At 70.9% G+C, this 25,773-nt stretch carries 24 protein-coding genes; 13 read left to right on the top strand and 11 right to left on the bottom strand.

Going from position 1 to position 25,773, the window contains the following annotated elements; all coding sequences use genetic code 11:
- Nucleotides 1–11: 11 nt before the first annotated feature.
- Nucleotides 12–995: a porphobilinogen synthase gene (hemB, locus tag IW249_RS06415; RefSeq protein WP_196919917.1), complete on the top strand. Its 984-nt coding sequence runs from the start codon at nucleotides 12–14 to the stop codon at nucleotides 993–995.
- Between the two features lie 429 nt (nucleotides 996–1,424).
- Nucleotides 1,425–2,000 carry a helix-turn-helix transcriptional regulator gene (locus tag IW249_RS06410; RefSeq protein ID WP_196919916.1) on the top strand — a complete coding sequence of 192 codons (576 nt, stop codon included), beginning with the start codon at nucleotides 1,425–1,427 and terminating at the stop codon, nucleotides 1,998–2,000.
- A 67-nt stretch (nucleotides 2,001–2,067) separates the two neighbouring features.
- Here IW249_RS06410 and IW249_RS06405 read toward each other — a convergent pair whose 3' ends face one another.
- The 3 genes from IW249_RS06405 to IW249_RS06395 all read right to left on the bottom strand — a co-directional run bounded on the left by IW249_RS06405 (nucleotide 2,068) and on the right by IW249_RS06395 (nucleotide 7,982).
- Complete coding sequence (locus tag IW249_RS06405) at nucleotides 2,068–5,346, bottom strand: lamin tail domain-containing protein (RefSeq protein ID WP_196919915.1); 3,279 nt, start codon at nucleotides 5,344–5,346, stop codon at nucleotides 2,068–2,070.
- Nucleotides 5,347–5,438: 92 nt separating this feature from the next.
- A complete protein-coding gene (locus IW249_RS06400; protein ID WP_196924658.1) occupies nucleotides 5,439–6,455 on the bottom strand; it encodes a GNAT family N-acetyltransferase in 1,017 nt (338 codons plus the stop codon).
- A gap of 72 nt (nucleotides 6,456–6,527) precedes the next feature.
- On the bottom strand, nucleotides 6,528–7,982 hold the full coding sequence (locus tag IW249_RS06395) for a lytic transglycosylase domain-containing protein (RefSeq protein ID WP_231392426.1): 1,455 nt from the start codon (nucleotides 7,980–7,982) through the stop codon (nucleotides 6,528–6,530).
- A gap of 37 nt (nucleotides 7,983–8,019) precedes the next feature.
- Between IW249_RS06395 and IW249_RS06390 the strand changes: the two genes are divergently transcribed.
- Both IW249_RS06390 and IW249_RS06385 read left to right on the top strand, forming a co-directional pair.
- Entirely contained in the window at nucleotides 8,020–8,226 is a 207-nt protein-coding gene (locus tag IW249_RS06390; protein WP_196919914.1) for an FmdB family zinc ribbon protein, read from the top strand.
- A 152-nt stretch (nucleotides 8,227–8,378) separates the two neighbouring features.
- Nucleotides 8,379–11,219 (top strand): ATP-binding protein, encoded by a 2,841-nt coding sequence (locus IW249_RS06385; RefSeq protein WP_196919913.1) that lies wholly within the window; start codon nucleotides 8,379–8,381, stop codon nucleotides 11,217–11,219.
- Nucleotides 11,220–11,353: 134 nt separating this feature from the next.
- On the opposite strand, the gene IW249_RS06380 is transcribed toward IW249_RS06385, so the two are convergent.
- Together IW249_RS06380 and IW249_RS06375 are read right to left on the bottom strand one after the other, a co-directional pair.
- Nucleotides 11,354–11,890 carry a phospholipase gene (locus tag IW249_RS06380; protein ID WP_196919912.1) on the bottom strand — a complete coding sequence of 179 codons (537 nt, stop codon included), beginning with the start codon at nucleotides 11,888–11,890 and terminating at the stop codon, nucleotides 11,354–11,356.
- A gap of 178 nt (nucleotides 11,891–12,068) precedes the next feature.
- Entirely contained in the window at nucleotides 12,069–13,730 is a 1,662-nt protein-coding gene (locus IW249_RS06375; protein ID WP_196919911.1) for a glycoside hydrolase family 10-like protein, read from the bottom strand.
- Between the two features lie 202 nt (nucleotides 13,731–13,932).
- On the opposite strand from IW249_RS06375, the gene IW249_RS06370 reads away from it, so the two are divergent.
- Both IW249_RS06370 and IW249_RS06365 read left to right on the top strand, forming a co-directional pair.
- Nucleotides 13,933–15,414: an amino acid permease gene (locus IW249_RS06370; protein WP_196919910.1), complete on the top strand. Its 1,482-nt coding sequence runs from the start codon at nucleotides 13,933–13,935 to the stop codon at nucleotides 15,412–15,414.
- A gap of 37 nt (nucleotides 15,415–15,451) precedes the next feature.
- Nucleotides 15,452–16,459 (top strand): LacI family DNA-binding transcriptional regulator, encoded by a 1,008-nt coding sequence (locus tag IW249_RS06365; protein WP_196919909.1) that lies wholly within the window; start codon nucleotides 15,452–15,454, stop codon nucleotides 16,457–16,459.
- Here IW249_RS06365 and IW249_RS06360 read toward each other — a convergent pair.
- The 3 genes from IW249_RS06360 to IW249_RS06350 all read right to left on the bottom strand — a co-directional run bounded on the left by IW249_RS06360 (nucleotide 16,456) and on the right by IW249_RS06350 (nucleotide 19,390).
- Nucleotides 16,456–17,181, bottom strand: coding sequence for a methyltransferase domain-containing protein (locus tag IW249_RS06360; protein ID WP_196919908.1), 726 nt, complete (start codon nucleotides 17,179–17,181; stop codon nucleotides 16,456–16,458). The two genes, IW249_RS06365 and IW249_RS06360, sit on opposite strands and share 4 nt — an antisense overlap.
- Before the next feature lie 224 nt (nucleotides 17,182–17,405).
- Nucleotides 17,406–17,714 carry a hypothetical protein gene (locus tag IW249_RS06355; protein WP_196919907.1) on the bottom strand — a complete coding sequence of 103 codons (309 nt, stop codon included), beginning with the start codon at nucleotides 17,712–17,714 and terminating at the stop codon, nucleotides 17,406–17,408.
- 38 nt (nucleotides 17,715–17,752) lie between these two features.
- Entirely contained in the window at nucleotides 17,753–19,390 is a 1,638-nt protein-coding gene (locus IW249_RS06350) for an ABC-F family ATP-binding cassette domain-containing protein (protein ID WP_196919906.1), read from the bottom strand.
- A 62-nt stretch (nucleotides 19,391–19,452) separates the two neighbouring features.
- Between IW249_RS06350 and IW249_RS06345 the strand changes: the two genes are divergently transcribed.
- The 4 genes from IW249_RS06345 to IW249_RS06330 all read left to right on the top strand — a co-directional run bounded on the left by IW249_RS06345 (nucleotide 19,453) and on the right by IW249_RS06330 (nucleotide 21,675).
- Nucleotides 19,453–20,223: an ROK family protein gene (locus tag IW249_RS06345; RefSeq protein WP_196919905.1), complete on the top strand. Its 771-nt coding sequence runs from the start codon at nucleotides 19,453–19,455 to the stop codon at nucleotides 20,221–20,223.
- A gap of 98 nt (nucleotides 20,224–20,321) precedes the next feature.
- On the top strand, nucleotides 20,322–20,690 hold the full coding sequence (locus tag IW249_RS06340; protein WP_196919904.1) for a tetratricopeptide repeat protein: 369 nt from the start codon (nucleotides 20,322–20,324) through the stop codon (nucleotides 20,688–20,690).
- A 121-nt stretch (nucleotides 20,691–20,811) separates the two neighbouring features.
- On the top strand, nucleotides 20,812–21,066 hold the full coding sequence (locus tag IW249_RS06335; RefSeq protein ID WP_007465523.1) for a Smr/MutS family protein: 255 nt from the start codon (nucleotides 20,812–20,814) through the stop codon (nucleotides 21,064–21,066).
- Nucleotides 21,067–21,108: 42 nt separating this feature from the next.
- Nucleotides 21,109–21,675 (top strand): NUDIX hydrolase, encoded by a 567-nt coding sequence (locus IW249_RS06330; RefSeq protein WP_196919903.1) that lies wholly within the window; start codon nucleotides 21,109–21,111, stop codon nucleotides 21,673–21,675.
- Here IW249_RS06330 and IW249_RS06325 read toward each other — a convergent pair whose 3' ends face one another.
- The gene (locus IW249_RS06325; protein ID WP_196919902.1) at nucleotides 21,676–23,085 is read right to left on the bottom strand and encodes a helix-turn-helix domain-containing protein; all 1,410 of its coding nucleotides are present in this window, start codon (nucleotides 23,083–23,085) and stop codon (nucleotides 21,676–21,678) included. It lies immediately after the preceding gene.
- 148 nt (nucleotides 23,086–23,233) lie between these two features.
- Here IW249_RS06325 and IW249_RS06320 point away from each other — a divergent pair, with 148 nt between their 5' ends.
- Nucleotides 23,234–23,569 (top strand): hypothetical protein, encoded by a 336-nt coding sequence (locus tag IW249_RS06320; RefSeq protein ID WP_196919901.1) that lies wholly within the window; start codon nucleotides 23,234–23,236, stop codon nucleotides 23,567–23,569.
- Nucleotides 23,570–23,589: 20 nt separating this feature from the next.
- Here the strand turns inward: IW249_RS06320 and IW249_RS06315 are convergent, their stop codons facing one another.
- Nucleotides 23,590–23,739, bottom strand: a complete 150-nt coding sequence (locus IW249_RS06315) for a hypothetical protein (protein WP_196919900.1) — start codon at nucleotides 23,737–23,739, stop codon at nucleotides 23,590–23,592.
- Nucleotides 23,740–23,765: 26 nt separating this feature from the next.
- On the opposite strand from IW249_RS06315, the gene IW249_RS34945 reads away from it, so the two are divergent.
- A complete protein-coding gene (locus IW249_RS34945) occupies nucleotides 23,766–23,984 on the top strand; it encodes a hypothetical protein (RefSeq protein WP_307788536.1) in 219 nt (72 codons plus the stop codon).
- Between the two features lie 414 nt (nucleotides 23,985–24,398).
- Here the strand turns inward: IW249_RS34945 and IW249_RS06310 are convergent, their stop codons facing one another.
- The gene (locus tag IW249_RS06310) at nucleotides 24,399–24,947 is read right to left on the bottom strand and encodes a DUF4262 domain-containing protein (RefSeq protein ID WP_196919899.1); all 549 of its coding nucleotides are present in this window, start codon (nucleotides 24,945–24,947) and stop codon (nucleotides 24,399–24,401) included.
- A 236-nt stretch (nucleotides 24,948–25,183) separates the two neighbouring features.
- On the opposite strand from IW249_RS06310, the gene IW249_RS06305 reads away from it, so the two are divergent.
- Nucleotides 25,184–25,564 (top strand): hypothetical protein, encoded by a 381-nt coding sequence (locus tag IW249_RS06305; RefSeq protein ID WP_196919898.1) that lies wholly within the window; start codon nucleotides 25,184–25,186, stop codon nucleotides 25,562–25,564.
- Nucleotides 25,565–25,773: the final 209 nt, after the last annotated feature.

Below are 25,773 nucleotides of genomic sequence, written 5' to 3'. Positions count from 1 at the left end.
GAGGGCCTGCCATGTCGTACCCCGAGATCCGGCCCCGCCGGCTGCGCCGCAACCCGGCGGTCCGCCGGCTGGTGTCCGAGACCCGGGTCGACCCGGCCGAGCTGGTCGTGCCGATGTTCGTCAAGGAGGGGCTGACCGAGCCCCGTGCCATCGGGTCGCTCCCGGGGGTGCTCCAGCACTCCCGGGACTCGCTGCGCAAGGCCGCGGTCGAGGCGGTTCAGGCCGGCGTCGGCGGGATCATGCTCTTCGGCGTGCCGGAACAGCGGGACCCGACCGGCTCCGGCGGCATCGACCCGAACGGCATCCTCAACGTCGCCATCCGCGACGTGGTGGCCGAGGTGGGCGACGCCACTGTGGTGATGAGTGACCTGTGCCTGGACGAGTTCACCTCGCATGGGCACTGTGGGCTGCTCACCCCCGACGGTGAGGTCGACAACGACTCGACCCTGGCCGCGTACGCCGAGATGGCGGTGGCCCAGGCCGCCGCCGGGGTCGGCATGGTCGGGCCGTCCGGGATGATGGACGGCCAGGTCGGCGTGGTACGCCGGGCGCTCGATGCCGCCGGCTACCAGGACGTCTCAGTGCTGGCGTACGCCGTGAAGTACGCCTCCGCGTTCTACGGCCCGTTCCGTGAGGCGGTGGAGTCGGCGCTGGAGGGTGACCGGCGCACCTACCAGCAGGACCCGGCCAATCTGCGTGAGTCGCTGCGCGAGGTGGCGCTCGACGTCGCCGAGGGCGCCGACCTGGTGATGGTCAAGCCGGCGCTGCCCTACCTCGACGTGGTGTCGGCGGTGCGGGCCGCGGTGGACGTCCCGGTCGCCGCCTACCAGGTCTCCGGCGAGTACGCGATGGTCGAGGCGGCCGCCGCGAACGGCTGGATCGACCGGGAGCGGGTGATGCTGGAGACGCTCACCTCGATCAAGCGGGCCGGCGCACAGGTCATCCTCACCTACTGGGCTGTCGAGGCCGCCGGCCTGCTCCGCCAGCGCTACTGAGCGACCCCGCCGACGACCGTCGCCTGACCGCACACCGCTCGTGACGCGCGCGGCGAAGCGGGCACCGTAGGTCGCCTTGACGGCTGGGCTCCCTGCCTCGTCGGCGGGTTCCTGGCCCCGACGCCGTCCCGCCTCGCGGATCCTTGGTCCCGACCTCTCCATGCCAGCCTTTGCTCTGCACCCGCGGATGCGACAGCTACGGACCGCGACCGGTGCGTATCGGGGTGCAGAGCAAAGGCAAAAGTTGGGGGTTGGGGTTCCCGCTCCCTTGCGGCGAGGGCGCGCTGCACGATTCCCACGGCTTCGCCGGTCCCGCGGGAGCCACCCTCCCTGCGGTGACAGCCGCTCGGTTGTCCACAGCTCCTTCCGTTGTACACAGGCTCGCCGAACGGGACTGCGAGGAACACGGCGAGCCGGGACGGTGGCGGCATGGACGATTCACCGACACCCCCGGATGTAGGAGCACCCAGCGCCGACGGTTGGATCCCCGACGGTCCGAGCCCCAGCACCGCCCAGCGGAGAGTCATACTCAGCGAGCCCTCCGACACTCCATGGCCGGTCGTCGGCATCGTCCGGGCGGTCCGTCGTCACGCCGACCTGAGCCAACGTGAGCTGGCCCGGTGGGCCGGGGTGCACCATGCGACCATCGGCCGCATCGAGGCTGGTCGGACTGTTCCGAGCATTGATCTCCTCCGCCGGATCGTCGGGGTCGTCGGATGTCGGCTGGCCGTCGTCGACGAGTTCGGCCGGGTGCTCAGGCCGATGCGGGACTGGGAAGACACGCGCGACGGTGCGGGGCGCCGCTACCCGTCGCACCTGGACACCATCCTCGACCCCGAGCCGGGGGAGTGGTGGGCGGACATCTACGGGCTGGCCCGCCCGCCGGAGACGTTCTACCGCAATCGGGAGGTCCGGGACGCGATGCGTCGGCGCAGCCAATGGGAGGTGCGGGTAGCCAGGCACCGCGGCGACCCGCCGCCGCCACAGCTCTGGCGGTTGCGCTGACGCAGGATGGACGACGGCCCGCCGAACCCCAATCGGGACGGCGGGCCGTCGTCGACCACCCCGACGATCAGTCGTCGTTGGTGATCGTTCCGGTTGCGAGTGGGTCGGCCAGCCGCAGGCCGGGCACGCCTGCCACCAGCAGCGTCAACTTCTCGTCCGACTCCCGCTTGCGGTCACCGCGCACCGGCACCGGGAAGGCCACCGACGTCTGCCCGGCGGCCAACACCTTGCAGCCCGCGTACGGCTCGAAGTCCGAGCCCGCCTGCGCCGTGAGGCCGACGGTGGCGGCGCAGAGCAGCACCGACTGGGACAGCGGCCGGGACACGGTGGCGGTGAAGGTGAGCTGCCGGGTGCCCTGGTCGCCCTCGACCACCGTCGCGTCGGCCACTGTCAACGACGCCCGGGACCGGAACCGGGCCACCTGCGGGTCGTGGTCACTGGAACCCCGCGAGCCGTCACCGGCGAACTCCGCCGGCCAGTCGGCGTTGATGTGCGCCGCCCGCACCTGCACCAGGTCGCCGTAGAACGCGTCGTTGACGAACAGGTGGTCGAGGGTCTGCGCATGCCCCTCGAAACTGTACGAGTAGGCCGAGGCCGGCACGTCCGCGACGAGGTTGTCCCACAGGTTGTGCAGGCCCGCCTCGTAGAGCGGTGCGAGCTGGTCCGACGGCGTGGGCTGCTCGCCGGTGGCGATGGGATCGTCCGGGCGGGGGAAGACGTTCAGGTCACCGCCGTAGACCACCCGGGCGGTCTGGTCGGCCGCCTCGATCGCGGTGACGATCGCCGCGCCGTAACGCGCCTGCTCCCGCCGCTGCCCGACCCGGCTGTCCGGGCCGGAGGAGTAGTGGTTGCTGAGCGCGTACAGGGTGAACCGCTCGGTCGAGCCGGGTGCGGCGGCCACGCTGAACTTGCCCAACTGCGGAGCACGGGTGAAGACGTTGTTCCCGTCCCGACCGGTCGAGGTGTCCACATCCGCCGGCAACACCGCGTTCAGGGCCTTCGGGTTCTGCACGTCGGCGTTGGCCGGCAACCCCGGAGCCCGGTACTGAACTGTCGGTGCCGAACCCAGCAGCGGGTCGTTCGCCGTCGCGGCCGCCAGCGACACCCGATCCGTGCGGTACAGGAAGGCGGCGGTGATACCGCGGGCGTCCGCGCCGGTCCGGTCATAGGCAGCGGCGTACGCGGGCCCACCGGCCGCCGCCACCGTGAGCGCCAACTCCTGGATGCTGTCCGGGGCGCCATCGGCGTTGTTGGTGTCGCCGCAGCTCAGCGCCGCCCCGGAGACCGTGCAGATGTCCTGGTCCTCGGCCTCCTGCACCAGGATCAGGTCCGGTGCGTGCAGGTCCTTCACGATCTGGTCGGCGAGCGCAGCCAACTGCTCGCGGTATTCCGCCTCGCTGCCCGGCACGTAGTCGAACGGCGGGTCGACGCCCGCACAGCCGGCGTTGCCGGCGAAGTCGCAGCCGTCGAACGGGTCGTCGCGGTAGTCGTACAGGTTCTCCACGTTGTAGGTGGCCACGGCCACCTCCTGCGACCGGTCGGCCGGCTTGGGCGGGTTGTTCTTCGACGGGTCTGCCCCGGCGGCGAACTCCGCCCGCTCGACCTGGACGCCGTACTTCTCGAACGAGTAGTAGACGCCGCCCACCGCGTCCGCCCGCAGCGTGTCGAAGGTGTGCGCCGGCGGAAGCAGCGTGGCGCTGTCCCCGGCGGTGGCCTTCACGCCCATGCTGCCGAGCAGCGTCCGCTGGCCGTTGCCGTCGTCGAAGAGGCGGGTCGGGTCGTTGTCCAGCGGGTGTGAATCCCGGAAGACCCTCCGGGAGTACGGGTCGGAGCGGTCGAGCAGCGGGTCGTCGCGGTCGACCACCCACAGCTCCGCGTCGGCAGTGGAGGAGAAGACGTCCCGGCCGCTCACCGCGCCGCTGCCCGCGCGTACCCGCATCCGGGAGCCCTCGTGCCGTTCCCAGAAGCGCTGCGCGTCAGTCAGCACGGCCGGCGGCACCGCGTCGGTCACCGCCACCGCGGTGTCCACAGCCAGGTCGCTGGCGATCCGGCGGACCAGCGACGCGCCGGAGAGCTGGGTGAAGGTGTAGTACTCCGACACCCGGGCCCGCAGGACGACCTCGTCGCCCACCGTCGGCACGTAACCGCCGATCAGCGAGGTGAACGTGCCCATGAACACGAAGATGCCGTCGGAGCTGGTCGGGTCGCCGTCGGTGTCACCAACGCGGCTCTGCAGGAAGAACCCGTGCTGCTCCGCACCGGCCGAGGTACGGGCCAGGGTCAACTGGGTGATCACGCCGCGTACGTCGTACAGCGTGCTGCTCGTGCCGTTGCCGCTCGCCGGTGCGAGCGGTGACCTGTCGCTCGGACCGGACTCGGCGTCGGTGGTCGGACCCTGCACCTCGCCGACGGTCAGCTCCCTGGTCACCTGCACGACCAGCGCGCAGGTGGCGGTGCCACCGTCCGCGTCGGTCGCGGTGAGGGTGACCGTGTACGCCCCGGCGGCGAGGTCGGCGCTCACGCCGACCGTGGCACGTGCGGTGCCGCCCACCCCGCCGGCCGGGGTGAACGCGGTGCGGGTGATCGAGCCGGAGGCCGGGGTCGGGCTGATCGCGGTCACCGCCAGGTCGACGATCGTGTCGTCGGGGTCGGCAGCGGTCACCTCGCGGCTCGCGGCAGTGCCGGAGGCGGTGACCAGCGGCCCACCACAGGTCAGCGTGGCCGGCACGTCGACCGGGCCACCGCCGTCCACTGCGTGCGCGCCCAGCCCGTCGAACGTGTCGACGGGGAAGCCGGCCCACTGCGCCGCGGGGTCGAACGCGTCCGCCGGGTCGGTGTCACCGGCAGCCACGCTCGGCGACCGGCGCAGTGTGTTGTCCGCGGTGCTGGTGACGCCGGCACCCCACTCGGTGCCCGGGTCGACGCCCACCTGGCCGATCGAGTCGAGCACCGTGGTGCCCCGGCGCAGCACTATCGCGTCGTCACCGTTGAAGAGGCTCGCCCCGGTCGTCTGGTCGGCCTGGGCGAGGATGGCCGCCCCCGCCGAGGCGCTGGCGAACACGAACGCGTCACCGGCCGCCACGCTGCCGGTCAGGGCGATCGTGGTGGCCGTGGTGGCGCCGTTGAAGTAGAGCTGCAACTGGTAGCCACCGGCCGTCAGGTCGACGGCGGCGCCAGTGCCGTTGAACAGCTCGATCGCCTTGTTGTTCGACGAACCCTCGACATACTCCGAGATGAACAGGTCGGTGGGCGCGGCGCTGGCCGCGGTGGGTGCGACGCCGAGCGCCGTGAGTGTCACGGCGGCGGTGGCGGTCGCGAGCGCGGCGATTGAGCGGCGCGGGCGCATAGGGCCTCCACGATGGGTGGATGGGGGTCAACGCACGTTAAGGTGCGCGACTGTCCACCGTCCATCCCCTAATGGACAGTTTCGTGAATTCCTCAGCGCGGTGGGTCGAGGCGGTGCACCAGCTCAGCGACGTCGACGCTGTATTCGCACCAGTCCCGGTCGGGGCGGTAGCCCAGCTCCGCGTTGACCTTGAGCATCGCCTCGTTGGCCTGCGCGTTCCAGGTCTGCACCTCGATCAGCTCCGGCTCGGCGGAGCGCAGCTCCAGCAGCATCCGGGCCTTGATCGCCCGATCGATGCCGTAGCCCCGGTGATCCTGCGCCACGATCGTGTCGTACTGGTCGGCACGGGTCGGGTGCTGCGCCGGCACCACCACCTCGGTCAGGCCGGCCACCTCGCCGCTCTGCTCGTGCCGGGCGAGCACGATGTACGGCTTCATGCCCCGCCGGTGCAGCGTGTCGAGGCTGTCGCGCAGCCGCTCCGGGTCGTAGGAGCTGGGCCGCAGCTCACCGTCATCGACGTCGCGCACCTCGGCCTTGGCCCGCGCGTACGCCTCGATCAGGTCGTCCGGCGGGCCGCCCGGGAAGAACTCCAACTGGTAGCCCGCCCCGATGCCGGTGGCCATCTCGGCCAGCTCGGCCCAGTCCACCGAGGTCAGGTCGAGCACGCTGCGCGTCTCCACGTACTCCCGGTTGAAGCCGAGCGACTCGTAGAACCCGATCGCGGGCGTGTCGCCGACGACCTCGACCCCGATCGACCGGAAGCCCTCCTGGTAGACCCGGCGCGCGGCACGCAACACCAGGTCACGGCCGAGGCCGGTGCGCCGCGCGGACGGGTGCACCAGCACCTCGATCACGCCGATGTCACCCAGAAGGAGTACGTGCACCTGGCCGAGCACCGCGCCCGGGTCACCCGGGGTGGTCGGCTCGGCCTGGGCGATCCAGGAGATCCGCCGCTCGCCGGGCATCACCTCGGCGAGGTATTCCCGCAACGAAGTCTCCCGCCAGGGCGGGTCCTGCGGCAGATCGGCCGCCAGGACCGCGTTCAGCGTGGCCAGCAGCGACGCGATCTCGGCGGACGACGCGGTCCTGGGGTCCCACTCGCGCACCATCACCCGTCTAGCTTGCCGCTAACAGAGGCCCGGGGGAAGTGTCCAGTTCTCCAACGTATCGAGACGATCACTTCACGACCGACTGGCCCGTCCGTACCGGTTCGCGGTGTCGTAGACGTCCTGGGCGTACCGCCGGACATCGTTGTAGGAGAGGATCGCGTTCCACCAGTCGCCCGGAATGCTCAGGTTTCGGCCGCCCTTGCAGAGGTAGTTGCCCGCTGCAAGGGCGGCGTCGTCCAGGTCGTGCGGGTCCTTGCGGCCGTCGTTGTCCGCGTCCGCGCCGATCTCCTGCCAGGTGGTCGGGATGAACTGCATCGGCCCGATGGCGCGGTCGAGGGTGGCGTCCCCGTCGAGCGCGCCACGGTCGGTGTCGATGATCCGCATCCGACCTTCCTTCCCGTCCAGCGGCAGCCCGATGATGTTGGGCACCGCCTTGCCGTCCTGCCCCAACCGCGCGCCGTTGGCCGAGCCGTGTCCCGATTCGACCTGCCCGATCGCGGCCAGCGTGGTCCAGCTCAACGCGCAGCTGCGGTTGGTCTGGGCGAGCACCAGCTCGGCGTAGCCGTACGCCTGCATGGCGATCGCCGGGACACCGACCTTGGCGCCGACCTGCTGCGCCCAGCCGGCCAGGGCGTCCGACGGTCGGCCCCCGATCGCCGGCCCGGTCGGCAGCCCGTTGCCGGGCAACCCGCCGCTGGGCAGCGGGACGGTCGGCAGTGGCCCGGTGGGCAGCGGGCCGGTGGGCAGGCCGGACGGCGCCAGCGGCGGTGCGACCCCGGGCGTGGCCGAGACGTCGACAGCGACCGGGCGCGGTGCGCGGATCGCGGCCGGTACGAGCAGCGCTCCCGCCGCGGCGGTCGCGGCCACCAGTGCCAGCAGGAAGACGCCGGGGAGGGTCAGCCGACCGCTCGGCCGGCGGGCCCAGGCCCGGGTCGCCCGAGCCGCGGTGGCTGCTGCCCGGCGTGGCGGCACACGTAGGGCGTGTGCGAACTGCACCCGCCGCCGACGTGCCGGGTCGGACGCCGGCACGACCGGGACCTCATCCACAGTGGTCTTCGCCGGATCCGCGGCACCGGTCTTCGCGGCGTCGGTCTTGGGCGCCTCGGCCTTAGGGTCCTCGGCCTTAGGGTCCTCGGCCTTCGGGTCCTCGGCGTTCGCGGTCTCGGTCTTGGGGGTCTCGGCCTCGGGGTTGGCCTCCGGGCGGGCGGTCGGGACGGGCTCGGCCGGGGTCTTCGCGCCGGTGGCACTCGCGTCCGGTTCGGACCTGGCGAGGTCGGTCGCGGTCGGCTCGGCGGCTGGTGGAGCCGGTGTGGTGGCCGGTGGTGCGGTTGGCGCGGTGGCCGGTGGTGTGGTCGGCGCTTCCGCCGAACGCCCGCTCAGCCAGGGACGGCGGGGGCGGGGCACCTTGCGCCCCGGATCGGGCGCGGCTCCCGAGCCTTCGAGCGGCCCGTCCAGCGGCGCGGCCGGTCGTAACGGTTGCACACGCGTGTCGTCCTCGCCGTCCACCACCTGTCGAGTATCACCCATGCTTCGCGAACCGTCAGATCCACGTACCCTGGGTGGCATGCCCCGGTACGAGTTCCGCTGCCGCGCCTGCGGAGACACTTTCGAGGTCAACCGTTCGATGGCAGCGGCCGGTGAGCCGGCCAGTTGCCCACAGGGACACGCCGACACGGTCAAGCTTCTTTCCGCGGTCGCGGTCACCGGCCGGGGTGGTGGCGCCCCGGCACCGGCCGGCGGTGGCTGCTGCGGCGGTGCCTGCGGCTGCTGATCGGGCCAATTCGTCGACGACTGGTGGGCCGCCCTTGCCGGGAGCGGGTCCGAGTGGCACGTTGAGGCGGCTATTGCCCGGCCGTTCTCACGATGTGTGATCGTCCGGACTCAGGCAGCATGAACCCGACGTCACGGGCGGAGGTTCCTCGCATGTCGCCACGGATCCAGCTCCCGAGCGGTTGGGTGACCTTCGTGTTCACCGATATCGAGGGCTCGACCCGGCTGGCCCAGCTGCTCGGCCCGGACTACCGGCCGGTGCTCGCCGAGCATCGCCGGCTGCTGCGCCGCACGCTGGCCAGCACGGGCGGCGCGGAGCTGCTGACCGAGGGCGACTCGTTCTTCCTGGCCTTCGAGGAAGCGACAGCGGCGATGACGGCGTGCCTGACCGCTCAGCGGGCACTGTCCAGCCACGACTGGCCCACCCCCGAAGCCGCGCCCCGGGTGCGGATGGGCCTGCACACCGGCTATGCCGAGCCACGCGACGGCGAGTACGCCAGCGCCGAGGTGCACCGGGCCGCCCGGGTGGCCGCTGCCGCGCACGGCGGGCAGGTGCTCTGTACGGCGTCCACCGCCCGTCGGGCCGAGCCGATGCCGCCGGGCGCCACCCTGCTCGACCTGGGCCTGCACCGCCTGCGCGGTTTCGACGACCGTGAACGACTGTTCCAACTGGTCGCCCCGGGTCTGGAGCGGCAGTTCCCCCGGCCCCGCACCGCCGACGCGGTGGCGCACAACCTGCCGACCCAGGTGACCTCGTTCGTCGGCCGTCAGGCCGAGCGCATCGAGTTGGGTCTGCTGGTGCGACAGCACCGCCTGGTCACCGTGCTGGGCGCCGGCGGCGCGGGCAAGACCCGACTCGCGGTGGAGTTGGCCAGCGGAGTTGTCGAGGCGTACCCGGACGGGGTCTGGTTCGTCGACATCGCCTCGGTGACCGACCCGGGGCTGGTGGCGTTCGCCATCGCCGCCGTGCTCGGCCTGCGCCCCGAGCCCGGCCGGCCGATGCTGGACACCCTCGTCGAGTACGCGGCCGGCCGCCGGATGCTTGTCGTACTGGACACCTGCGACACCCAACCGGCAGCCTGCGCCGAGGTGATCGCGCGTCTGCTGTCCGGCGGGGGCGGCGTACGGGTGCTGGCGACCAGTCGTGAGTCGTTCAGCCTGCCCGGCGAGGTGGTGTGGCGGATTCCGCCGCTCTCGGTCGACCCGAGGGCGGACGGTGCGGAGAGCGACGCCGTGGCGCTGCTGCTGGATCGCACGGCGGCGGCGCGCGGTGGTCGGCAACCGGACCCGGAGGAGTCCGCCGACCTGCGTCGGGTCGTGCAGCGGCTGGACGGTCTGCCGCTCGCCATCGAGTTGGCCGCCGCCCGGCTGCGGGTGCTCTCCGTCGGCCAGCTCGCCGAGCGGCTGGACGATGTCCTCGGCACCCTGGACGCCGGCCGGGAGGACCCGGATCCGCCGCCGGTGGAGCGGGGCTGGTCCGGCAACCAGCAGGACACCGTGGACCTGGTAGCGGCGGCGGCCGGTGCGTCGCCGCCCACCCCGGCGAGTCGGGCGGTGCAGCGTTCGGCCACCGAGCGGCACATGACCATGCAGGCCACCGTCACCTGGTCGTACCGGACGCTGGGGCCCCGGGCGGCCCGTCTGCTGCGGTGGCTGGCGGTCTTCGCCGGGCCGGTGGATCTGGCGACGGTGGAGTGGCTGCTGGGTGACGACCCGCTGGACCCGCTCTCGGTCCTGGTGGACAAGTCGATGGTGTTGGCCGAGCCGCGCGCCGCCGGCAGCACCTACCGGATGCTCGACCCCATCCGGGCGTACGCGGCGCGGCGGTTGGCCGAGGCGGGTGAGGAGCAGGCCGCTCGGGACCGGCACGTGGCCTGGTCGGCGCACGCGTTGGACCGGGCCCACCTGGGCCAGGACGGCCGGCCGGTGACGCTGTCGTTGTATGCCCTCGACCCACTGGCCGGGGAGCTGCGCGCCGCGCTGCGCTGGTGCGCCACCGGCGGCAGCGCCCGTGCCGGTCTCGGTCTGGCGGGTGGGCTGGACCAGTGGTGGCTGGAGCGGGGCCTGGCCCGGGAGGGCCGGCTGTGGCTGTTCCGGCTGTACGGGCGGATCGCCGAGACGGGGGAGCGGATCCCGGAGGCGGAGCTGGCGGCGGCGTACCACATGCATTCACTGCATGCCAGCGCCGACGGCGAGTTCGCCGAGGAGCTGCGCTACTCCCAGCGGGCGGAGGCGGCGGCCCGGCAGGCCGGCGACGCCGGGTTGTTGGCCCGGGTACTCGCCGGCCGGGCAGCGCCGCTTGTGGACATGGGGCAGTTCGTCGAGGCCGAGCGGGTGTGCCGGGAGGTCATCGACTGGGCGCACGGGCAGGACGTGGTCGGCGAGGCGCTGTTCGCGGTGTTCAGCCTGGCCGAGCTGCTCTGGCGGCGGGGTGCCCTGGAGGAGGCGGCGGAACTGCTGGGCGCGGTACGTCCGGTGGAGGCGGCCCGGCCCGTGGAGCGGGGCCGGCGTTCGGTGGACATGCTGCTCGGCATGGTCGCGTTGGCGCGGGGCGACGTGATCGCCGCGCACGAGCATCTGCTGGTGGCGCTGCGTTCCCGGATGGGTCACGGCTACCACGGCCGGGCGTGCGACACCTTGAACGCGGTCGCGGTGCGCTGCATGATCGGCGGGGAGCGGTTGACGGCCGCCCGCCTGTTCGGGGCCGCGCAGGCCACCAGGGCGAGCATGCGTGCCACCCCCGGCATCTTCGGCGGTTACTGGGCCGAGCAGCAGGTGGAGTTGCGCGCGGTGCTGGGCGACGCTGCCTTCGACGACGCGTACGGCGAGGGTGCCGAGCTGGGGCTGGACGAGGCCGCGGCGCTGGCACTCGACGTGGAACACCCGGACCTGGCGGCGGACTCGACCCGCTTCAGCACCGGCCTGTCCCAACCGACCCCGCGCCGTCCCGCCGACCCCGACCGTCACCCAGCCACCCGAACCGAACGCGCCTGACCCCACCCACCCCTCTTGCACGGTTGATCATGGGGTTAGCGGGTGCGACACGCCGAGCGGACCGCCGCTAACTCCATGATCACCGGGGTTTGGCAAGGGGGGTGGGGTGGGTCGGGGGTGGGTGGGTGAGGGGTTTAGCGGGTTGCTGCGTTGGCTTCGGCTTCGGCCTTCATTCGGGCGGCGCGGTCGATGTCGGCCTGCTGGACGGCCGCTACCGAACCGAAGATGCTGACCGCCTGGTAGTAGGTCCAGGCCAGGCTGTAGCAGGCCGGCCGGACGACCGAGTTGTACGTGGTGCAGACGCGCTTCAGGTCCTCGTAAAAGGCGCTGTCGAGGCGGGACTTGTTGGCGGAGAACTGGCCGACCGCCTTGTAGTTGCGGTAGCCGAAGTCGTGCCGGTAGCAGCCCAGGTTGAAGGTGAAGCCGAGCGGGTTGTCCGGGCTGGACGAGCAGTAGTCGGTGGACCAGTTGAAGTTGTACTCGGCCCACGGGGCCCGGTTGATCCGGGCGCTGTTCCACGAGTTGTAGCTGGACGCGCTGGTCTGGGTCCAACTGGACAGCACGGAGAGCCGTTGGGCGGTGGTGACGGCGGCGGCGGGGGAGGCGATGGTGAGGGTGGCGAGCAGCGCTAACGCGCCCGAGGCGAGCAGGGTGGCGAGACGTCGGGGCACGGGTTACCTCCGCGGGTGAGCGGGTGGGACGGAAGTTACCGGCGGGTTACCGGATGTCGATGAGTGTCGATCAGCTGATCAACTAGGCGGTATGCGCGTCGCCAACTATTGGTGACATACGTTGAAACAGACGAATGCCCCGGACGCGCGAGGCGTCCGGGGCATTCAGGGAAGCGGGTCAGTGCCTGACGAATGCCGGCGGGCTCGCGGGGCTCTCGTTGGCCGAACGGTCGAGCGCGGTCAGTTGGTAGGTGTAGCGCCGACCGGGCTCCGCCGAGGTGTCCACCCAGGACTGGGTGCCACCGGGAGTCGCCCGGACGGTGTCGACCAGGTGCGCGGCGTCGGCCGTGGCGCACCGGCCGGGCAGCGTGGTGCCGTCGAAGCGGTAGATCGCGTACGAGGTGGCGGTGCCGAGCGGGCCGACGCCGTCGGCGGGCTGCCGCCAGGTGAGCCGGACCCCGTCGGCCTGCCGGGTCGCCTTGCTGACCACCGGGAAGAGCAGCGGCCGGGCCGGCAGGTGGGGCATGGCCGGCACCAGCGCCGGGCGGGAGTAGTGCTCGGCAGCGTAGATGTCGGTGGCGCCGAGCCGGTTGGCCCGCACCTGCACCGCGGAGAAGTGCACGTTGCCCTGCACCTCCGGGTACGACCGGTTGAGCGTCAGGTGGTCGGACAGCTCACGCGGGTTCTGCCAGTACGGCCCGTACGCCGGGTCGCCGCTCTTGTAGTCGGCCTGGCCGATGTAGAGCTGGACGCGGGTGCCGCGCACCGTCTCGGCCCACCACGGCACCAGGCGCGCGTAGTCGGCGGCCGGGTACTGGCCGATGTACCAGTAGAGCTGCGGCACCACGTAGTCGATCCACTCCTGCTTGATCCACTTGCGGGTGTCGGCGGAGATGATGTCGTACGACTGGCTGCCGGTGGTGTCCGAACCGAGCGGGTCGGCGGTCTTGTTGCGCCAGATGCCGAACGGGCTGACGCCGAACTTCACCCACGGCTTCGCCGCCTTGATCTTGCCGTTCATCTCCTGGATCAGCAGGTTGATGTTGTCCCGCCGCCAGTCGGCCCGGTCGGTGAAGCCCCGGTTGTGGGCGGCGAAGGTCGTGTCGTCCGGCACCTGGTAGGTGCCGCTGGGGTAGGGGTAGAAGTAGTCGTCGAAGTGGACGCCGTCGATGTCGTACCGCTTGACGGCGTCCATCATGGCGGTCTGGACGAACTCGCGGACCTCCGGAATGCCGGGGTTGTAGTAGAGCCGGCTGCCGGCCACGCCGGCCGGTGGGTAGGCGAAGGTCCAGTCGGGGTGCTGCTGCGCCGGGTGGCCGGGGGCGAGTTGGGCGAGGTCGGCGCCGGCGCCGCCGGGGGCCGGCATGGAGACGCGGTACGGGTTGAACCAGGCGTGGAACTCCAGGTTCCGCTTGTGCGACTCGTCGACCAGGAAGGCCAGCGGGTCCCAGCCCGGGTCCTGGCCGCGTACCCCGGTCAGGTATTCCGACCAGGGCTCGTACGGTGAGGGCCAGAGCGCGTCGGCGGTGGGCCGGACCTGCACCACGACGGCGTTGTGGTGCAGTCGCCCGGCCAGGTCGAGCAGTTGGCGGTATTCGGCCTGCTGGGCCGCGATCCGGTCCGGGTTGGTCTGGGACGCCTTGCTGGGCCAGTCGATGTTGACCACCGACGAGATCCACATGGCCCGGAACTGCCGCTTCGGGGTGGCCGGGTCGGTGGCGCAGGTGGCGGTGCTGGTGGTGTCGGCCGCGCTGGGTGCGGCGCTCGCGGGGGTGGCGGTGACGAACGTGCCGAGCAGGGCTGCGACCAGCCCGGCGACTCCGAGTCGGGTGGCTTTCATGCGGTCTGTCCCTTCGTTGGGGCTCCCGGATGTTTCGCGCGGCGCACGGCAAGATTCGCCGCCGATGTCCGCGTTGCTGGTAGGAAATTTTCACAGTCTGGCCATCGCCGCAAGAGTTCGTGGTTGACGAATCGCGCCGGTGGGTAGCAACGGCGGTCACCGGCCGCCACGGAGGTGGTCGCACGGTGGGAGGGGTGACCGGGTGTCCGTGCTGCGCACAAAACCAATCAAGGACGTGATAGCCCAGGGTGAGGCGGACGGCAGCGACGGCCAGTTGGGGCTGAAGAGGCGGCTCGGCGCGATCGACCTCACCGGCTTCGGCATCGGCATCGTGATCGGCACCGGCATCTTCACCCTCACCGGGATCGAGGCCCGGGACAGCGCCGGGCCGGGCGTGGTGATCTCCTTCGCCATCGCCGGCGTGGTGGCCCTGCTCGCCGCCCTCTGCTACGCCGAACTCGCCTCCAGCGTGCCGACCGCCGGCAGCGCCTACACCTACGCGTACGCCACGATGGGCGAGATCGTCGCCTGGATCATCGGCTGGGACCTGCTGCTGGAGTTCGCGCTCGGCGCCGCAGTGGTGGCCCGAGGCTGGTCCGGCTACCTCGCCGAACTGCTCGACCTTCCGACCCGGTGGTTCGGTGAGGAGGGCAGCACCGTCAACGTGGGCGCCATCGCGATCGTGCTGATCCTCGGCGTCGTGGCGATCGTCGGCATCCGGGAATCCGCCCGGATCACCAACCTGCTGGTACTGGTGAAGGTGGCCATCTGCGTCTTCGTGGTGGTCGCCGGGCTGTTCTTCGTGAAGGCCGCCAACCTCACCCCGTTCATCCCGCCGGCCGAGCCCGCCGGGAGCGGCGACGACGGCATCAAGCAACCGGTCACGCAGGCGCTCTTCGGGCTGGAGCCGTCGGTCTTCGGCTTCGTCGGGGTGCTCAGCGCCGCCGCCGTGGTCTTCTTCGCGTACACCGGCTTCGAGGCCGTGGCCAACCTGGGCGAGGAGACGAGGAAGCCCAAGCGGGACCTCACCCTGGGTCTGCTCGGCACGCTGCTGATCTCCACGGTGCTCTACATCGGCGTCTCGCTGGTGGTGGTCGGGATGGTGCCGTACACCGAGATCGACAGGGGCGCCCCGATCGCGTCGGCCTTCGAGTCGGTCGGTGCCGGCTGGGCCGCCGTGCTGGTCTCCATCGCCGCGGTCGCGGGCCTGACCAGCGTCATCCTGGTCGACCTGGTGGCGATGGGCCGGATCGGCTTCGCCATCGCCCGGGACGGGTTGATCCCGCCCTCGATCGCGAAGGTGCACCCGCGCTGGGGCACCCCGTACCGGATCTCGGCGATCATGACGGTGGCGGTCGCGCTGCTGGCCGGCTTCCTGCCGCTCTCCGCGCTGGCCGACCTGGTCAGCATCGGCGCGCTCTGCGCGTTCGTCCTCGTGTCGGTGGCGGTGCCGATCCTGCGCCGCAAGCGGCCGGACCTGGAGCGGCCGTTCCGGGTGCCGTTCTCGCCGGTGCTGCCGATCGTCTCGGCGCTGGCCTGCTTCTACCTGATGCTCAACCTGTCGGTGGAGACCTGGCTGCGGTTCCTGGCCTGGATGCTGCTCGGCGCGGTGATCTACTTCGGTTACGGCCACCGCCGCAACCGGCTGGTCCAGCACCAGCCCGCCGTGCAGGGGGGTCGCTGACGGTATGGTGCGCCCGTCACCTCGGGGAGGTTGTGGCGTGCGACACAGACTCAAGGACGTGGCCGAACGGGCCGGCGTCTCCGTCAAGACCGTCTCGAACGTCGTGAACGGCCACCTGCACGTGCGGCCGGACACCCGTGCCCGGGTCGAGGAGGCGATCGCCGAGCTGAACTACCGGCCCAACCTCTCGGCCCGTCACCTGCGCAAGGGCCGCACCGGCGTGATCGCGTTGGCCGTTCCGGAACTGGACGTCCCGTACTTCGCCGAGCTGGCCCGCCACGTGGTCACCGCCGCCGCCGAGTACGGCTGGACGGTGCTCATCGACCAGACCGAGGGCCGGCGTGACCAGGAACGGGTGCTTGCCTCCGGTATCACCGACCACCTGATCGACGGGCTCATCCTCAGTCCGTCGGCGCTCACCGCGGCGGACCTGGCCGGCCTGGACGGCACTCCGATGGTGCTGCTCGGCGAGCGGATCGAACACTGCTCCGCCGATCGAGTGGTGATCGACAACGTGACCGCGGCCCGGGAGAGCACCGCTCACCTGATCCAGATCGGTCGCCGTCGGATCGCTGCCGTCGGCGCGCAGCGCACCGACGTGGGCGCCAGTGCCCGGCTGCGCCTGGCCGGCTACCGCGACGCGCTGCGCGCCGCCGGGCTCGACTACGACCAGGCCCTGGTGGCGTCCGCGCCGGCCTGGCACCGCGCCGACGGCGCGGCCGCGATGCGCGGCCTGCTCACCTCCGGTGTACGCCCCGACGCCGTCTTCTGCTTCAACGACACGCTCGCCCTCGGTGCCCTGCGCGCTCTGCACGAGGCCGGCCTGCGGGTGCCCGAGGACGTGGCAGTGGTCGGCTTCGACGACATCGAGGACGGCAGGTTCGCCATCCCGGCCCTGAGCACCGTGGCCCCGGACAAGGAGCAGATCGCCCGCCTGGCCATCCAACTCCTCGCCGACCGCCTGGATGGCGACCGCACCGTCCCCGCCCGGGAACTCGCCGCCCCCTACCGCCTGGAACTCCGCGAGTCCACAGGGACCGGCTAGTCGAAGAAACGGGCCAGGTGGGACTGGGGCGCCGGGTCGGCGTCCGGGGGGAGGGGGGTCAGGTCGGCGAAGATCGACGCGCCGTCGCAGCCGGCGTGCAGGGGGTACCACCGCGGCGTGCCCGGTGGCCGGAGCTGGCAGATTCCCTTGAACGTCTGCACGTCCATCAGCCGGACGTGGGTCGGGTCGGCCACCGCGTTCACATGCCCCCACCAGGGGCTCATCACGTGCAGCACGCCTCCGGGGCGGAGCACCCGATGACACTCGTCGACAAGCGGCAGGAAGTCGATCAGGTGCTCCAGGATGTGCACCGCGAAGAGGACGTCCACCGAGTTGTCGGCGAGCGGCAGGGAGCCGGACAGGTCCGCGACGGCGTCCACGCCGGGCGCCGGGTAGATGTCCAGCCCCAGGTTGCTCGACCATTGCTTGGTCGGCCCGCACCCGAGGTCCACGACCACGGGCGCCCGCCCGCCGATGCCGACCCGGCACCAGACGCCGTAGACACCGGCCAGCCGCCCCACCAGGTCCCGCACCAGCCGTAGCTGGGTGGGCTCGGCCACGTCACCGCTCAGATGGGCCACCCCCCGGTCGAACCGCACCTCGACCGCCAGGTCCCGCAACCGATCATCGTGGCGGACCTGGTCCGCCCACGCCTGAGCGAGGAATTCGTCGATCGCCCGCAGCCGGTCGGCCGAGGGCGGAGTCTGTGCCAAAGCGACCATTCGGGCCACCTCCCGCCGCGCGTTACCCGCAATCACGCCCGTTATGCCCCGCTCGTCCACCTCGCCGCCCGCGGGGGCGCGGCCCGCGCACGAGCGTGTCGCGGGATGCGGGCTGGGGCCGCAATCAGCCTGATGCCACACAGGCATCAAGATGACTCACAGGCATCACGGTCAACGGAGGCACCGGCTCCGCGCTGGCACGGCCGAGCCGCGAAGCGGTCGGGTCAGCCCGAGAGGGTGCGGCGGCCGCCGCGGATCCGCTGGCGGGGCGGCGGGTCGGCGGGCTTCGGCCGCTTGAGGTGGTAGCGGTGCAGCTCGTTGTTGCCGGGCAGGGACGGATCCTCGCTCATCGCGACCAACTCCCAGCCCTGGTCGCCGGCCCGGTTCAGGTGGGCCAGGGCGGTGTCGCCGTACGGCGTCACGTCGACCATCGAGCCGTCCGGGCCGTACCAGACGAAGACGACCTCCCAGCCGAGGTCGTTGGTCGCGGCCTGGCGGCGGCGGACCAGCAGGGCGTACTCCCACTTGAGCATGGCGTCATTCTCACCCCGCGCCGGCCCGCCGGCACGGATCAATCCTCGGCGATCCGCCCGGCGTCGACCCGCAGCCGCCTGTTGGTCTCGATGGCGGCCAGCATCCGCCGGTCGTGAGTGACCAGCAGCAGCGTTCCGGGGTAGCTGGCCAGCGCCGATTCCAGCTGCTCGATGGCGGGCAGGTCCAGGTGGTTGGTGGGCTCGTCCAGCACCAGCAGGTTGACCCCACGGCCCTGGAGCAGGGCCAGCGCGGCCCGGGTGCGCTCACCGGGTGAGAGGGTGGCCGCCGGCCGGGGCACGTGCGCCGCCCGCAGGCCGAACTTGGCCAGCAGGGTCCGCGCGTCCGCAGGCGACAGATGGGGTACGGCCGCCTCGAACGCGTCGATCAGCGGTACGTCGCCGAGGAACAGCCCGCGAGCCTGGTCCACCTCACCGACCACCACTCCGGGCCCGAGCGAGGCGGTGCCGGCGTCCAGCGGCAGCCGCCCCAGCAACGCGGCCAACAGGGTGGACTTGCCCGAGCCGTTCGCCCCCGTCACCGCGACCCGGTCCGCCCAGTCGATCTGGAGGTCGACCGGGCCGAGGGTGAAGCCACCCCGGCGTACCACCGCTCCACGCAGCGTGGCCACGACGGCGCCGGCGCGGGGCGCGGCGGCGATCTCCATCCGCAGCTCCCACTCCTTGCGGGGCTCCTCGACCACGTCGAGCCGTTCGATCAGCCGTTCGGTCTGCTTGGCCTTCGCGGCCTGCTTCTCACTCGACTCGCTGCGGAACTTACGGCCGATCTTGTCGTTGTCGGTGGCCTTGCGGCGGGCGTTCTTCACGCCCTTCTCCATCCAGCCACGCTGGGTGCGAGCCCGAGCCTCCAGCCCGGCCTTGGTGTCGGCGTACTCCTCGAAGTCCGCGCGGGCGTGCCGGCGGGCCACCTCGCGCTCCTCCAGGTAGGCCGCGTAGCCGCCGCCGTAGTGGTGCACCTGCTGCTGCGGCAGGTCCAGCTCCAGGACCCGGGTCACAGTGCGGGTGAGGAACTCCCGGTCGTGGCTGACCAGCACCGTGCCGGCCCGCAGCCCGGTGACGAACTCCTCAAGCCGCTCCAACCCGGCCAGGTCCAGATCGTTGGTCGGCTCGTCGAGCAGGAACACGTCGTACCGGCTGAGCAGCAACGACGCGAGCCCGGCCCGGGCCGCCTGACCGCCGGAGAGCCCGGTCGTCGGGTGGTCCAGGTCGACGGCGAGCCCCAGGTCGGCGCTCACCTGCTCGGCGCGTTCGTCCAGGTCCGCGCCGCCCAGGGCGAGCCAGCGCTCCAGCGCGTCGCCGTACGCGTCGTCGGCGCCCGCCGCCCCGGCGGTCAGTGCCTCGGTCGCCGCGTCCAACGCCGCCTGCGCGGCGGTCACCCCGGTCCGGCGGGCCAGGAAGTCCCGTACCGTCTCGCCCGGTCGCCGTTCCGGCTCCTGCGGCAGGTGGCCGACGCTCGCTGTGGGCGGGCTGAGCCGCACGCTGCCGGCCTCGACCGGCAACAACCCGGCGAGGGTACGCAGCAGCGTCGACTTGCCGGCCCCGTTCGGCCCGACCAGCCCAACCACGTCGCCGGGGGCGACCACCAGGTCCAATCCGGCGAAGAGGGGGCGGTCGCCGTGCCCGGCGGCCAGGTCCTTGACGATCATCGTGGCGCTCATCAGGACGGCAGCCTATCCGGCCGCCCGCATACCACCGGCTCCCAGCGGGCAGACTCAACGACGTGGTGACCACACTGGCGATCGACTGTGGCGGCGGGGGCATCAAGGCGTCCGTGCTCGACGAGGCGGGAACGATGCGGGCCCGGCCGTTGCGAGTGCCGACCCCGTACCCGTTGCCGCCTGCGCTGTTTGTCCGGACCCTGGTGGATCTGGGCGGTCGCCTGCCGACGGCGGACCGGCTCACGGTCGGCGTACCCGGGATGATCCGGCACGGTGTGGTGGTGAGCACGCCGCACTACGTGACCCGCAGCGGCCCCCGCAGCCGGGTCGACCCGGACCTGCAAGCCGAGTGGTCCGGCTGGGACGCGCGCGGCGCGCTGGCCGACGCGTTCGGGGTGCCGGCGCTGGTGCTCAACGACGCCGAGGTGCACGGCGCCGGAGTGGTCGCCGGCACCGGCTGCGAGCTGGTGCTGACCCTGGGGACGGGGCTGGGCAGCGCGCTCTTCGACGGCGGAGTGCTCGCACCGCACCTGGAGCTGTCGCACGCGCCGGTGCGCTGGGGCACCACCTACGACACGTACGTCGGCGAGCCGGAACGGCGGCGGCTCGGCGACGCCTTCTGGTCCCGTCGGATCCGGCAGGTGGTGGACGGGCTCCGCCCGGTGTTCCGCTGGGACCGGCTCTACCTGGGCGGGGGCAACTCCCGACTGATCCGGCCCGAGCAGCTGGCCCGGATGGGCGACGACGTGGTGGTGGTGCCGAACACCGCCGGAATCGTCGGTGGCGTCCGTGCCTGGGAACTCTCCGTCGGACGCCGGGACGCCCGCACCTGACCGGATCTCGTCTGATCTCGCCCCCGGGAACAGTCGCCAAACTCCCGGTGTTGTGCCAGCGTCGGAACAGGTGACGGTGCGACCCGAGGAGGTGGCAGATGGATCTTCTGGCGGACTACCGGCGGGCGACCATGTTCTTCGAAACCGGTGACCCCAGCGGGGCAGCCCGACTGCTGGAGCCGATCATCGACGCCGAACCCGGCAACGCGGCGGTACGGCAGTTGCTGGCCCGGGCGTACTTCCAGTCGGCCCAGCTCAACCGGGCCGAGGAGCATCTGCGCGAGCTGGTCGAACGGGACCCGAGCGACCACTACGCGCACCACGTGCTCGGTCGGACGCTTGAGCGGCTGAACCGGCACACCGACGCGCTGCGGCACCTGCGGATCGCCGCAGCGATGTACGCGGCCAACGACGACTACCGGGCCGCGCTGGAACGGGTGGAGACCCGCCTCGGCGGCCGGCGCTGAGCCTGACCCGGTGACAAGTGCGGGGGCGGTCCTTCGGGGCCGCCCCTTCGTCGTCTGGCGGGCGACCTGTCGGACGTGCCTAGGATGGCGACATGGGACCTGACCGGCCGGGGGCTGCGGCATGAAGCTCAAGCTGGACCTGCACGAGATCTTCAACAAGGGCCAGGACATCGACCGGGCGTTGCGCGGGATCATGGACGAGGCGGTGGCGAAGAAGGCCACCCTCGTCGAGATCATCCCCGGCAAGGGGTCCGGCCAGCTCAAGAAGCGTGTGCTGCGGTTCCTCGACCAGAAGGACGTCAAGCAGCTCTACCACCGGGTGGAGAAGGATTCGAAGAACTTCGGCCGCCTCTTCGTCCACTTCCGCTGGAAGTAATGACGGGACCGCCGTCCGCGACAGAGGTCGGATACTGGGCGGGTGACGGAGGAGCAGGTTACCGAGTCGACGCGGTGGACGATTCACGGTGAGCGGGTGGTGGATGGCAGCCGGCGGGCGCGGTTGAGCATCGCCGACGTCGAACTGCCGGATGGGGTCCGTTTCGAGCAGTACGTGATCCGGGCACCCCGGTCTGCCATGGTCGCGGTGCTTGACGAGCAGGAGCGCCTGCTGCTGATGCGGCGGCACCGGTTCGTGTTCGACCGGTGGGTGTGGGAGCTGCCTGGGGGTTACGTCGACGACGGTGAGCGGCCGGCGATATGTGCGGTCCGGGAGGTCGAGGAGGAGACCGGATGGCGTCCTGGTGCCGTGGAGCCGATGCTGTCGTTCCAGCCGTGGGTGGCGACCGCGGACGCGGAGAATCTGTTGTTCCTTGCGCGCGACGCGGTACATATTGGTTCGCCGGTGGACGTCAACGAGGCCGAGCGGGTGGCCTGGATGCCGTTGGCGGAAGCGCGGGATCTCGTGTCCCGGGGTGAGATCGTGGGATCTGGCACGGTGATCGCGGTGTTGGAGCTGGTAGCGCGCAAAGCCCGAGGTGAGCTGTAGTCAGCGGCGTTGACCGAGGGTCACGTCGACGCGGTTGATGAAGTGTCTGACGGCTGGCCGGCGGCGGTGCACTGTGAGGTCGGCTTGCAGGTCGCGTAGGTATCGGACGGCTCGGGCCGACCGCAGTTGAGAGGTCAGCGTGAGCGCATTGGTCCCGATGGCGCTGGCGCGATCGGGCTCGCCGCGGTGGGCGTGAATGGAGGCGAGGAGGGTGAGGTTGAAGGCCTTCCCGCGTACGTAGCGTTCGTCCATTTGCAGTGAGCGGACGGTGAAGCGTTCGGCCTGCTGGTGGTGGCCGAGGGCATGGAAGCAGTGGCCGAACTTGGCTGACAGGTATGCCTCGTCGAAGTAGCCGAGCCATTGCGGGTCGCTGCTGCGGTCGGCCCGGTCGAGAGTCTGTTCTGCCTGGTGCAGTGCAGTGGTGCAGGCGCGTTCGTCGCGCGCGGCGGCGTGGGCATGGGCTTCCATGACCAGCGCCTCGGCGGTCAGCACCGCGAGGCCGGCGCGTTGTGCCGTACGCCGGGCGGCGCGGGCGAGATCGACGCCGGTCGCATTGTGACCGAGGTAGGTGGCTTGGTGGCTCATCGCGGCGAGGATTTCGGCGCCGAGCCCAGCATCGTCGGCCGCTCGGGCGAGGTTGAGGGCGTGGGTGAGATAGCGCTGGGCGATGCCGTGTTCGGCCGTGTCGTATGCCTGCCAGCCGGCGAGCTGAGTCAGCTCGGCGACGGCTGCGAGTAGCTTTCGGCCGGTCTCCGGATCGTAGTGGCCCTTGGTCAGCAGGGGCGTGACCTCGTGGTTGAGGTAACGGGCGAGGGTTTCGCGGGAGTGGCCGCCACCGTGCTGGTTGTCGAGTCGCCGGTAGGTGGAGGTCATCTCGCGGATGGTGTCGATGTCGGGCTGACCGACTGATCGGTGACCTTTCTGTGTGACGGGTTGTGTGGTGGGGGCGGTGAACCAGCGCAGCGCGGGCAGGGTGTAGCCAGCGGAGCTGAACATTGTCTGACGGAGGATGTCTCGGCGGTTCACGTCGCCTTCCCACAGCTGCGTGGCGGCGCGGATGTCCTCGCGCCAGGATCGGTCGTTTGGCACATCACCCCGCGGGCTGCCTGGGGTGGGGCGACGTGCTTGACGGCGCGGTGCAAGGCCGAGCGACATCCGGGTCTCGTCGGGCATGCCGCAGCCGTCGGCGATCCGCTCCAGCACGTCGATGGAGGTCACCTTCCGGCCGGCGATCACCCGGCTGACGTAGCCCTGTTCCAGGCCGACCACCGCCCCGATACGCGTCTGACTCGCCCCCGTGTGCCGGGCAAGCAGCCGAAACAGAGTCCCGATGTCGCGGACACGTACAGCGGTCCTGACGTCCTCCCGCGCCCAGAAGCCGTCCGGAGTCCGAAGCTGGTCGAGCAACACAACCGCTCCCGCCGTCGTCGAGTGACTACGCATCGTGCTCAACCTGGAGCCTAGGTCCGGTGCCTGTGCAGGTCGAGCCTGCTCATGTCACCGTGACATGGCTAGCGGACATGGCCTCAGGACCGCAGCCGGCGGGACGGTCTTGGGCATGTTGTTCGATGTCGATAACCCACCGATCGAGCCGCCTGACGGCTGCCGCCACCGGCTGCTGTGGCGTCTGTGCCGAGCACTGTGGCAAGACCACCGCCCCGACCGAGCCAGCCACTACGCCATCGTCGGCTGCGTGCACGACGACCAGCTCGTGCCGTGTCGCCTGGCACGCCTTGCCGTAAAAGGTCTGCGAACCGCTAGCGGCGAGCAGGCCGTCGCGTCGCCGCTGTGGCTCGATGTTGCCCGGAGCCGCATCGCCAGGGGCGACATCAACCTCGCCGCCGCGCTGGCGGAGGCACGCTGGCACCGTCGCCGTGCAGGCCTGACGGGCTGAGGATGGCTGCCATTTACGGCCTAGAGGCCCTCATCGACCATGCCCAGGCTCAAGTCGACGCTGCCGACGAACTCCTGACCCGCCACGACGAGGTCGGCCTCGACCTGTGCCGGTGCGGCCGGCCCCACCCCTGCCCGGAGCGACTGCGGTGGCTCCAGAGGCGGGCGCACTTCGTACACCTTGTCGGCGACCCACGGTGACCACCCACGGCCCGGTGATGCCGATCTGGACCTGCGGAGGCTGCAACGCGCCTTGGCCCTGTCGGACCCGACAGCATGAACTACGCGCTGAGTACGAGGGCGCATCCGTTTCTCTGGCGCTCTACATGAGCGCTCAACTGGTCTGCGCCTCGCGGGACCTGACCTGGGTGCCGGCAGGGGTCCTGCACCTTCGCTTCCTCGGTTGGACCCGATGAGCATCCTCCGGCGGGGCGACGAAAAGTTCCACTACAGCGATGGCTCCCACAAATGGATTCCGCCGGGCCCGGAGTACGACCAAGCGGTCTGGGACGAACAGGTCCGCCAGCACAAGCAAGCCCACCTGAGAAACGAGCACCCGAAGGTACGCCTCCAGCGTCTCGTCTGAGCCCAGTGATTGTGCAACTCGTGCCAGCAGGAACGGACCGAGATGCGCCCGAACAGGCGGATGGCCTTGAGAGCTACAGCGCAACTCGGATCGGCGCACTCCGCGACATAGGCCACGACCCCAGACGGCCTGGCTGCCTGGCGCTGGCTGCCGCCCCTGCATGTGGGTTTCGATCGATGCCGGGTCTCAGGATCTGCGTGACAGATCGGTCTCAAGACGTGGGTGACAAGCCCGGATACATGATCTAGAGGTCCTGAGTCCAGACGCCCGCCGGATGGTCGTCGGGGCGGTTCCAGAGCTGAGGCTGACGTCGATGGAGTTGCGCGTCATTGTCGCTGTCCCAATGAAAGCGGCCCTGCCGATCGGGCCAGACGACTTGCAGGAAGGGAATGGGCGGCCGGCGGTAGAAGGCGATGGCACGACCGAAGAATGCCTTGTACCAGCGGTAGTCGATCGACTTGAGATGGACCTGGTATCCCTTGATGGCATCGTCGCGTGCCTGCTCGGCCTCCAGCGCGACGCCGTCGCTTGCCCTGTCTCCCAGTTCGTTGAGGCTCATCTGCGATAGCTCAACATCCAGGCCGAAGATGGCGAGTTCCGGCATCCGGTGCGTGTGCCAGAGTCCTATCGTGTAGGCCCAGCCAGGTCCCTTGTCGTCCTCAGGAATCGTCGTGACGCCCCAGCCGTGCTGCTGGACGTGCCTGATCGTGGTCAGTTCCATCGGGTGCCGATCGCCGGAGTCGCCGTAGTCGTGGCAGAGGATGCAGCGGCAGAGCGACCCGACTTGATTCACGCCGCGATCGTACGGGCTGCCCTCGTGGCACAGGTGTCATGAACGTCCTGATGCCAATCTGTCACGCAGGCCCCGAGACCGGGACAATCGCCGATCAAGTTGCCTGGTCTCGGATGATGTTTGACGGAACGGCGTCGGAGGATCCTTGACGCCAGATCGTGATCGATTAGGTCTACTGCCTATGGTCGATGGTAGGGCTGGTTACCCGCGTGAGGCGGAAGGGCTAGCGTGTTCGTGTGCCTGAGGAACCCGACGAATATTTTCTGATGCACGAGGAGCCGGTGTTGGCCAGTCTGGTCGAGCTGTCCGGCGTCGAGATTCTGTGGTGCGACGACTTCTACGATGGAGCGATCGACGGGCTGGCCCGGTGGGATGGACGAGAATTCTGGTTTGCGGGGGTCTATCCACTGGACCATCGCCCCCGGCGCTATGTCCTGCATGAGATCAGGGCCGTGGACGTCGAGGCGGCGTCAGCGCTGCACCGTCAGCTGGGCGCATACGCTGAGGCATCCCGCCACGGACGCTTGGACTCGACACAAAAGAGAGCGTGGGGCCAGGTGTGGGCGAGCCGGCCGGATTATCGCGGTGCCCCGGCTGTTGGGTGGTTCGCCGCCTAGCCTCAGGCTCAAGGTTCAGCCAGTGGTGCTGATGTTCGACGGTGGGCGTGGTGGCCGGTGGTGGGATCGGGGAGGCGGGTCGGGCGTCGCGGATGCGGCCGCAGGCGGTGGGCGGCAAGGGGCAGCGCAGGGTGCGGCGCAGCTGCGCCCGATTTGGCCGACTACGGTCCTGCCCTAGATCAATACCGCTGAAAACAGCAGCGCCTTGT

The organism is Micromonospora vinacea (genome assembly GCF_015751785.1).
GTDB classification, from domain to species: Bacteria; Actinomycetota; Actinomycetes; order Mycobacteriales; family Micromonosporaceae; genus Micromonospora; species Micromonospora vinacea.
The sequence above is the reverse complement of the archived record's forward strand: the minus strand, read 5'-3'. Positions and strand labels throughout refer to the sequence as shown.